At 40.7% G+C, this 8,059-nt stretch carries 12 protein-coding genes; 3 read left to right on the forward strand and 9 right to left on the reverse strand.

The genetic code is table 11. From position 1 onward, the window contains the following. Positions 1 to 30 precede the first annotated feature (30 nt). The 4 genes from ACFIMG_RS08530 to ACFIMG_RS08545 form a co-directional block, all read right to left on the reverse strand. Positions 31 to 189 carry a hypothetical protein gene (locus ACFIMG_RS08530; RefSeq protein WP_375678729.1) on the reverse strand — a complete coding sequence of 53 codons (159 nt, stop codon included), beginning with the start codon at positions 187 to 189 and terminating at the stop codon, positions 31 to 33. A 24-nt stretch (positions 190 to 213) separates the two neighbouring features. After that, the gene (locus ACFIMG_RS08535; protein WP_375678730.1) at positions 214 to 807 is read right to left on the reverse strand and encodes a hypothetical protein; all 594 of its coding nucleotides are present in this window, start codon (positions 805 to 807) and stop codon (positions 214 to 216) included. 374 nt (positions 808 to 1,181) lie between these two features. Further along, a complete protein-coding gene (locus tag ACFIMG_RS08540; protein WP_375678731.1) occupies positions 1,182 to 1,541 on the reverse strand; it encodes a hypothetical protein in 360 nt (119 codons plus the stop codon). Positions 1,542 to 1,798: 257 nt separating this feature from the next. After that, positions 1,799 to 2,116 carry a hypothetical protein gene (locus tag ACFIMG_RS08545; RefSeq protein ID WP_375678732.1) on the reverse strand — a complete coding sequence of 106 codons (318 nt, stop codon included), beginning with the start codon at positions 2,114 to 2,116 and terminating at the stop codon, positions 1,799 to 1,801. A 746-nt stretch (positions 2,117 to 2,862) separates the two neighbouring features. Between ACFIMG_RS08545 and ACFIMG_RS08550 the strand changes: the two genes are divergently transcribed. Then, positions 2,863 to 3,426 carry an NADPH-dependent FMN reductase gene (locus ACFIMG_RS08550; protein ID WP_375678733.1) on the forward strand — a complete coding sequence of 188 codons (564 nt, stop codon included), beginning with the start codon at positions 2,863 to 2,865 and terminating at the stop codon, positions 3,424 to 3,426. An 18-nt stretch (positions 3,427 to 3,444) separates the two neighbouring features. After that, on the forward strand, positions 3,445 to 3,960 hold the full coding sequence (locus ACFIMG_RS08555) for a short-chain dehydrogenase (RefSeq protein WP_375678734.1): 516 nt from the start codon (positions 3,445 to 3,447) through the stop codon (positions 3,958 to 3,960). Between the two features lie 332 nt (positions 3,961 to 4,292). Here the strand turns inward: ACFIMG_RS08555 and ACFIMG_RS08560 are convergent, their stop codons facing one another. Continuing rightward, entirely contained in the window at positions 4,293 to 4,466 is a 174-nt protein-coding gene (locus ACFIMG_RS08560; protein WP_375678735.1) for a hypothetical protein, read from the reverse strand. Positions 4,467 to 4,606: 140 nt separating this feature from the next. Between ACFIMG_RS08560 and ACFIMG_RS08565 the strand changes: the two genes are divergently transcribed. After that, positions 4,607 to 5,161 (forward strand): hypothetical protein, encoded by a 555-nt coding sequence (locus ACFIMG_RS08565; RefSeq protein ID WP_375693599.1) that lies wholly within the window; start codon positions 4,607 to 4,609, stop codon positions 5,159 to 5,161. Positions 5,162 to 5,431: 270 nt separating this feature from the next. Here the strand turns inward: ACFIMG_RS08565 and ACFIMG_RS08570 are convergent, their stop codons facing one another. The 4 genes from ACFIMG_RS08570 to ACFIMG_RS08585 all read right to left on the reverse strand — a co-directional run bounded on the left by ACFIMG_RS08570 (position 5,432) and on the right by ACFIMG_RS08585 (position 8,011). Next, entirely contained in the window at positions 5,432 to 6,007 is a 576-nt protein-coding gene (locus ACFIMG_RS08570) for a hypothetical protein (RefSeq protein WP_375675341.1), read from the reverse strand. Between the two features lie 10 nt (positions 6,008 to 6,017). After that, a complete protein-coding gene (locus ACFIMG_RS08575; protein ID WP_375675342.1) occupies positions 6,018 to 6,392 on the reverse strand; it encodes a hypothetical protein in 375 nt (124 codons plus the stop codon). Positions 6,393 to 6,480: 88 nt separating this feature from the next. Then, positions 6,481 to 7,632: a DUF6990 domain-containing protein gene (locus ACFIMG_RS08580; protein WP_375678737.1), complete on the reverse strand. Its 1,152-nt coding sequence runs from the start codon at positions 7,630 to 7,632 to the stop codon at positions 6,481 to 6,483. A 13-nt stretch (positions 7,633 to 7,645) separates the two neighbouring features. Next, positions 7,646 to 8,011, reverse strand: a complete 366-nt coding sequence (locus ACFIMG_RS08585) for a hypothetical protein (RefSeq protein WP_375678738.1) — start codon at positions 8,009 to 8,011, stop codon at positions 7,646 to 7,648. Between the last annotated feature and the right edge of the window lie 48 nt (positions 8,012 to 8,059).

Raw genomic sequence — 8,059 nt, forward strand, 5'->3', positions numbered from 1 at the left:
AGGCTCTAAACCCCAAGGGCTCTTATTCCCTTAAATCAATACTAATCCATAATCGGCTTTTCTTCCACTCAATGCCACCCAACACTGCTCCTTTAAAGCAATGTTTACGGACACCCCATAAAAAACACCAAAACATATCAAAGGCAAAATGGTATAGAGAGCAATCCCTATAAAGGCTGAATCTCTCATAATTTCTTCATTATTTTTTCCCTCTCATGACTTCTCAAGCGCTGTATCCTGTTCTTGCAAGACGTTTTTCAGTCCTTTTCTTAAACAGCGATACGTTCTCACCTGCTTAAAGACACCATAATAAAGTTGTAAAATCATCATGGGAATACAAGCAAACCACAGTGTCACGAACAGAAGCACGAGACCAAATATTGTAACAAGAATATCACTCCATTTTTCTCTATCGCCTTTTTTATACCAATCCTTTTGATCAGTTATTTTACCCCGTTGCAGGTTTATTTCTTTCAATTTTTGAGTATTTTTTCTCAACAAAAGCCACAATGTTATGAAGAGTATGTACAGAACTGGAAACAAGACCCAAACACACACTGTAATAACTTGCCAAAACGCACACAGAGAGAGAAAAAGGGGTGTATCCTGCCACCCTGTCAAGTTCTCTTGGCTACCCAAAGATGAGAGAAAGAAAATCCTGTTCCACAACTCAAGAGAGAAAATGCTGTACTCTTTGCTATCCAAGGATGAGAGAGAGAGAATCCTGTTCCATAGCTCAAGAAAGAAAATCCTGTTCCATAGCTCAATAATGAGCGAGAGGAAACAAATGACAACATGCTCTTGCACAGAAAAATAATCTTTCTCGAAAAAATGGCGTAGTGCATTATAAAATGCTGAATTTTTCCCCTTCATTGCTCTTCCTTTTTATGAAAAACGCATTTTTTTTATCTCATGCCCGCTCTTTATCTCATGCCCGCTCTTTTAAGAACCACGAAAAGTGCGATGCATGGCGCTTCCCTTATTTTCAATAAAAACCCCCAACTTTCTAAAAGCGCGGTTGCTCTTCCAAATGATTAAGAGCATCTTCCTCATTACAAACCTGATAGGCTTCTTTATCCTCTTTGCCTGATGATTTTCCAACCATCCCCTCTTTCTTGTGTCACGAGAGCTTCCAAACATTGCCTCTTACCCCTCACAATAGCTACGCAAGCGCTTTATAGCTAGGCAAGCGCCTTGTCGCTCTCTTTTCTTATGCGTTTTAATGCCCGTCTCACTTTACGATACGTTCTCACGCGCTTGAAAACAAAATAATAAAATTCTAAAATGAGCATGACAACACCCGCAGGAAAAAAGACGTTTAGCAGAAATATCAACCAAAAGTATACGATAAAAAAACAGATTATTTTTTCTCTATTGTTTTTTACTGGATTATTTTGTTGATCGATTGTGTGACCCCGTTGCTGGATAGCCTCTTCTAACTGCTGAATCTTTTTTTTCAACAAATACATTAAGATGAGATAAAGCACCAATAAAACAGGCATCAAGGCAACAACACACACCATGATGACTTCACGCAGCACAAAAAGCGCCAAAAGAGTGCTATCCTGTGATACACTCAACGTCCACTTGGATTCTAATGGGATCAAAAGAGCTTTATAACCTATCCCAATAAGGATAGAAATAAGACAAATGATCATATGATCTTTATAAGAACGAAATGATTTTCCAAAAAAAAGAGAGCACCGTTTGTTATAAAATGTGGAATTTTCCCCCTTCATTTGCTCTTCCCTTTTATGCAACTGTTTGTCCCTAACTTTATAACGACACGCATAATCTCTCAAAGCACAATTGCATCCATTATCGTCAAACAGAACACCGCAGAGAACACTTGTATTGCATATTTATGTTGCCAATACTTTTGCCAATTCACGTGCTTGTTTAAAAAAACACCTCTCAACACTTCCAAACCAACGCGCATCACCCCCATTTCATGAACAGCCCCCATGAAGGGGATAACAATAGCGCTCCCATGAATATATCCCCTTACTATAAACTCTATCACCACCATTGTTTCAATAAAAAATGTAATCCGGCACCATTCATATACGCCCCCTGAGTCCTCTACAATAGCCTTATCCTCCCTTGTAATACGCATAATCTCTCAAGCACCATTGCATCCATTGTCGTCAAACAGAACACCCCAGAAAATACTCGTATTGCATATTCATGTTGCCAATACTTTTGCCAATTCACGTGCTTGTTTAAAAAAACACCGCTACCCTCCCTTGTAATACGGCACGCCATAACCCCGTTCCTCAACACGGACAACCCCATTACCCTAAGGCTCCCTGCAACAACCCCACCTCTGCCCCAACAACAGCCATATCCCGCCTTTACGATAGCCCTTATCCCAGACAGAAGCATTTTTATTCTTTTCTCAATTGTTTTCCGCCCCCCACTTAAGACATGAAAAAAGGAACTTCCATTGATTTGCAAATGATCGCGCAATAAGAGCATTTGAAATGAGAAAATCTTACAACTTTCTTATTCCAATTAAAAAGGATCAATGATCATTCAAAATATGACGATATATTCCATTTTTCATTGGGGATCTTGCAAGCCAATAGCTCAGAATATATTCATCAAAGCGCTTCTAAGACAGAGAGACAGCCGCGATTCTTGAGATCAAGCATTTTAATATTAATGAAAGCACTAACATTCCCTTGCAAGTTTGAGGTGTTGTTTTGTCAACAATCTTGTTAGCATGAACTGATTCTATGATGATGCGATATCATCACAATTGCTCTTTATAAACAGCATAATGATACGCATCATTTTACTCACACTTCTTTATAAGCCTTGCGTTATAGGCTTGTGGGGAAAAGATAAAGGAGAATCCTGTTGAATACAGCAATTATTTTGGGGTCTGTGCGTCAACCTTCATTAACAAGAACTTTAGCTAATTATTTAGCGGATTGCCTCATAAAGCGGGGTGCATCACTTCATTGGGTTGATTTGCGTGAACAGCCCTTGCCGATGACAGATCCCGATTATCATCAGCAGGTAGAGGCTAATCCAAGTGCTGCGGTCCGTGAGTTTGTCAAAACCATTGCCGCGGCTGATGGCGTTATTCTAGCAAGCCCCGTTTATCAAGGATCTTATTCGGGTGTTTTAAAAAATGCTCTTGATAATTTGAGCTATAATGCCTTTTTAAATAAACCTGTTGGACTTATCTCTCATGGGAGTACGGCCAAAAAATGCGCACAACCTTGTGAACATTTAGTGCCGGTGGTGCACACGCTTTATGGTTACACACTCCAATGTCAAATCGCCTCTTCCAACGAAGATTTTTCCTCAGATGATGAAGGTCGTACTTGGAAAGTTATAAGTGAAGAGGTACAAACCCGTTGTGAAAGACTTGCTGATGAAATGTACACATTTTTAAAGCAAAGAGGTGGGATTTAAAGCAATAAGGGAGGGGGCATGAAAAAAAAGGATGCGCACTATCGTTATTTAGTGGTAGGGGGCACAGGGATGCTAGCCCCTTTGTATCAATCACTAAAGCCGCAAGAAGTGATTATTGCTGCGCGCTTTCTTTCCCATAAAGTCCAGCTTGAGGCATTGCACAACAAACAGTTGTGTGTGTCGTTGGATTATGATTGTGCGGCATCAAAGGCGCAATTTTTAGAAGCTGTGAAGCAATGGCATGATCTAAAATATTGCATATTATGGATTCATTCGCCCGCCTATGCATTTTCTTGCGCATTAATTGAGCAGTTGGCTCTTTTGCCTAAACCGCCATGTATTCTTCATATTTTTGGTTCCAACACGCATGATCAAATGATCATCGAGTGCGCGCGCAAAAACAAGGTTGATTTTATCCCCATTCAATTAGGACAAAAAACAACGCCCAAAGGTTTACGATGGCTGACCCATAAGGAGATAAGCCAACAGGTACTGGATGCCATAAAAAAACATATGAATAAACAAAACTTATGATCAATACCTCTGCTTTGCAAAGAAGCAGTGCCCCTTCAATCTCTATCCATACCCGAACACCCTCTTGAATAGCCCATACTCTCTTACATCATAGGCTTTGAGAACGAACAATCCCCTCCCCTTACGCCTCTAAACAGCATGCCTATATCAACAGCTCCAAAACCAAACGTTTTTCTAACCCTTCTCACACGGGCTTATCCCCCTCTCACAACCATCACAGCCCTTGACCAACCACACACCCTATTACAGTTACACGTTTTTACGATTTTGCAAATTCACAGAAAACAACAAAACTGCCGATAAACCGCCCCATTAAAGCCTATACAAGCCTATTACAAACCTATCATCAGCCTATTCATTGCCATCAGCCCTTTTCCCCCAACGCCCTCCATTCCCACATTTCCCCAACGCTCCCCATTCCCCCATTCCAATTTTGACGCATTGCACAATCCAACCTTTACGCCTCCATTGGCACCTTTTCTCCCCAACCGCCCCACAACCCTCACGGCTCTTGAGCAACCACACGCCCTATTACAGTTTCACGCTTTTACGATTTTGCAAATTCACAGAAAAAAAGCAAACTTCCGATAAACCGCCCCATTAAAGCCTATACAAGCCTATTACAAACCTATCACCAGCCTATTCATTGCCATCAACCCTTTTCCCCCAACGCCCTCCATTACCCCATTCCAATTTTGACGCATTGCACAATCCAACCTTTATGCCTCCATTGGCACCTCTTCTCCCCAACCGCCCCACAACCATCACAGCCCTTGACCAACCACACACCCTATTACAGTTTCACGTTTTTACGATTTTGCAAATTCACAGAAAACAAGCAAACTGCCGATCAACCGCCCCATTAAAGCCTATTACAAACCTATCACCAGCCTATTCATTGCCAACAGCCTTTTTCCCCCAACGCCCTCCATTACCCCAATCCCCCATTCCAATTTTGACGCATTTCACAATCCAACCTTTACGCCTCCATTGGCACCTCTTCTCCCCAACCGCCCCACAACCATCACAGCCCTTGACCAACCACACACACCCTATTACAGTTTCACGTTTTTACGATTTTGCAAATTCACAGAAAACAAGCACACTGCCGATCAACCGCCCCATTAAAGCCTATTACAAACCTATCACCAGCCTATTCATTGCCAACAGCCTTTTTCCCCCAGAGATCAGCGTAAAATGAGAAAAACAATCGATGCCCTGCTCCCAAGTCATGAAGCAATGGCATGATCTAAAACTTATGCCCCCCATGACACGAGCACTACATGCGCTTTTTCAGCGCTGCGTTTAATTGTTTGGTAACCTTGTAATACGAGATCAAACGCTTGATAAAAGAAATATACAGTGCCACAATGGGTATTGTTAAGAAAAAATCAAAAACACCCCCCAGCAGAATGATCAAAATCACCGTCCAAAATGCCGCTATTTCGTAATGCATTTTATCCCCTTCCCTTTATAAATTGATTGATTGGGTTGCTTCAGTCACTTCTTCCAATTGCTGAATTTTCTTTTTCAACCGATGAGTTAAAATTTCACGAAGGATCACAACAACAGGGATCGTTGCAAAAATACATACCGATAAAAAAAACCAGAAAAACAAGAGAATGATAATATATTCAAATCTGCTCTCATCTACCTTAGCAGCTATCCCTTTAGAGAAAATCACATAGACATAAGCTTTGAAAAACATAATGATGAAAGAGAGGCATGCGTGGAGGATATAATCTTTGCGTGAAAAAGCGAGCCATTTTTTTAACGAATAGAAACTTATCTGTGTTTCTAGTGCTAAGTTTTGCGGCACTCTCTCTTTTTCTTTTCCGCTTTTTTCAAAGAAACAAAAACGCTGTGGATGTTCTTTCATCAAACGTCTTTGTTTTTTCACTCTGTAATAGAGCCTCAAACGCTTGATTAAAGAATAATAAGGCACCACAATAATCATATTCACAAAAATGGCAAAAACTGTAACTGCATTTAGAAGAAAATATCCAACCGGCAGAAACAAAATAAAAAACGCGATCTCACCCCTCATGCGTATAACCTCATTGATTAATCTCTTGCTGCTTTATTTTTTCTTTTAGTTTTTTCTTTATTTTTTCCAATTTACGCTCTTTAAAACGACAAATCCCCCACAAAATAGGAAGGGGTGTGAGAAGACAAAACCATATCAACACTGGTAAGAGAAAAATAAGAGAACCAATTTCTTCCCATCTTGTCCATTGCAACGGCTGTACCAGAGATTTTGCACCCGCAGGAACTTCTAAAGCCATCATGATAAGGCATGTACAAAACATGATAAAAAAGCGGCACCCTATTATTTTACACCTTCCCACCCCTTTACGCCTTTCCACTGAAGACACCATAAATTTTCTAAATGAAAAGAAAGACTCTTCAAATGTTGCTTTTTTCTCCTGCATTGTTCCCCTCTGCTTTTACGCTTCGCGCTTTTTACGCATTATTTTTAGGTTTAAGCTCTTTTTAACTTATCTAAACTCTTTATTTTTCTCAATAAATTTTTTCATCAATCCTAATTTCTACATCCATATATTCTAACTCCCCATCCTTTATGTAAAGAATATCGGGACGATAGTTTTTTCCATCAACCTCACAAATCGCGTCCTTTTCGTAAACAAAATATCCCTGTTGCCTTAATTCTTCTCTTTTTTCCTCGATCAATTTTTCATAAGAATCTCTTCTTCTATTGCACAAATTGGGATCTGTAGCTCTAAAATATTCATAGCTTTCTACCTCCATGGAAAAATCCTTTGCCGCCTGTTGAAGCAAATCGTAACTGGGTTGCTTTGTCTTTTCTACCGCTTGAGCGATCACCATTGCGCGTTCCAGATGCTCTTCTTCGATGCTTGTTTCAAAGCCCAGCTTCTCACCTTCCATAAAGCTTTTCTGATAAGAGTGTAAAGTTTCAACATCACCCATCAAAGCCAGAGCCGCAAGATAACGCAGGGAATAAGAAGCCAACCGAGAGACCACAGTTTTGTTTTCCCAAGGCAAGATTCTATATTGAGAGCGAAGCATCTTGCCAAGATCAACCTCAGTCATTGCCTTTTCTAAAGCCTTCTCGAGTGCACGACGTAAACATCCAACGCTTACCTTTTCTTCAAAAATTTCCAACCCCTTCACATCAAAACTCAATTCAAGAGCAATCAAACCTCCAGAATTATAAGGGTCTATTGTTTGGCAAGCCGCCGCATGGATACCAGAAACCACCGCAATTGCACAATCAAATCGCGGATACCCCTTCTCAGCATTATAAAGAAACTGCACTTCACGATCTGGTAAATAATAGGTGGACAAATGATCTCCTTTTCCTTCAATTTCCACCTTCCACCCCAAACTCTTTAAAAGCGCCGTTGCACTTTCCATCGTTAAGATTTCCTCATCAGAAAGAGAAAACTCTTTTTCCTCAGATAACGGCTTAATCATCGGCATTTCCCCACTAGACGGCTCAAAAACGACAGGTTGTTCAAGCACGCGGCTTAATTCTTTTGTCACTTGGCAATACAGTCTCACCCGCTTGAAAGTAGAGTAATACAATGCCCAAATAAACATCACGACCACGGCAGAAAGCAGCGTGAAAAGCGTCAAGCCCACACCCCACGAGAGTACAACAATAATATCCATCATTTTAACATCTATCATTTTCTCCGCCCCTTCATGCGCTGTTTTGTTGAGAAGCGGTTTTTCTCCGCTTCCAGATTGCTTGCTCCAACATATCGATCTTTTCTTTCAACAGAACCGTGAAAATGATACGAACCACAAAGGCAACAGGGATGAACAAAAAAATAAACCATGATATAAGCTCCATAATTAACGAGAGAGCTGCCACGACATCCCCTTCCCACTCCGCCAACGTCCACCCAAGCAACATGGGGACGAAGCGAAGAGCCATTCTTAAAGCTGCCACAATGAAAGCAATACAAAAGATGACTTTATAATTTTTGCGTGTCAGAAACGCTTCTTCAAGCGCAAAAGACCGTGGTTCTTTATCCAATGGTGAATTTTTTCCATTGCCCCTCATTTTTTATCCCTCATTTGTTTCAATTTTCAAGCCATTTTCATGAACCGA

Source organism: Bartonella sp. AP11XZML (genome assembly GCF_042196445.1).
In the GTDB taxonomy this organism is placed as follows: domain Bacteria; phylum Pseudomonadota; class Alphaproteobacteria; order Rhizobiales; family Rhizobiaceae; genus Bartonella.

Excerpts from the sequence above, each read along its gene's own strand:
- ACFIMG_RS08545 (WP_375678732.1), bottom strand. The coding sequence starts at position 2,116 with ATGCGTATTACAAGGGAGGATAAGGCTATTGTAGAGGACTCAGGGGGC.
- ACFIMG_RS08585 (WP_375678738.1), bottom strand. The coding sequence starts at position 8,011 with ATGAGGGGCAATGGAAAAAATTCACCATTGGATAAAGAACCACGGTCT.
- ACFIMG_RS08570 (WP_375675341.1), bottom strand. The coding sequence starts at position 6,007 with ATGAGGGGTGAGATCGCGTTTTTTATTTTGTTTCTGCCGGTTGGATAT.
- ACFIMG_RS08580 (WP_375678737.1), bottom strand. The coding sequence starts at position 7,632 with ATGATAGATGTTAAAATGATGGATATTATTGTTGTACTCTCGTGGGGT.
- ACFIMG_RS08530 (WP_375678729.1), bottom strand. The coding sequence starts at position 189 with ATGAGAGATTCAGCCTTTATAGGGATTGCTCTCTATACCATTTTGCCT.
- ACFIMG_RS08575 (WP_375675342.1), bottom strand. The coding sequence starts at position 6,392 with ATGCAGGAGAAAAAAGCAACATTTGAAGAGTCTTTCTTTTCATTTAGA.
- ACFIMG_RS08555 (WP_375678734.1), top strand. The coding sequence starts at position 3,445 with ATGAAAAAAAAGGATGCGCACTATCGTTATTTAGTGGTAGGGGGCACA.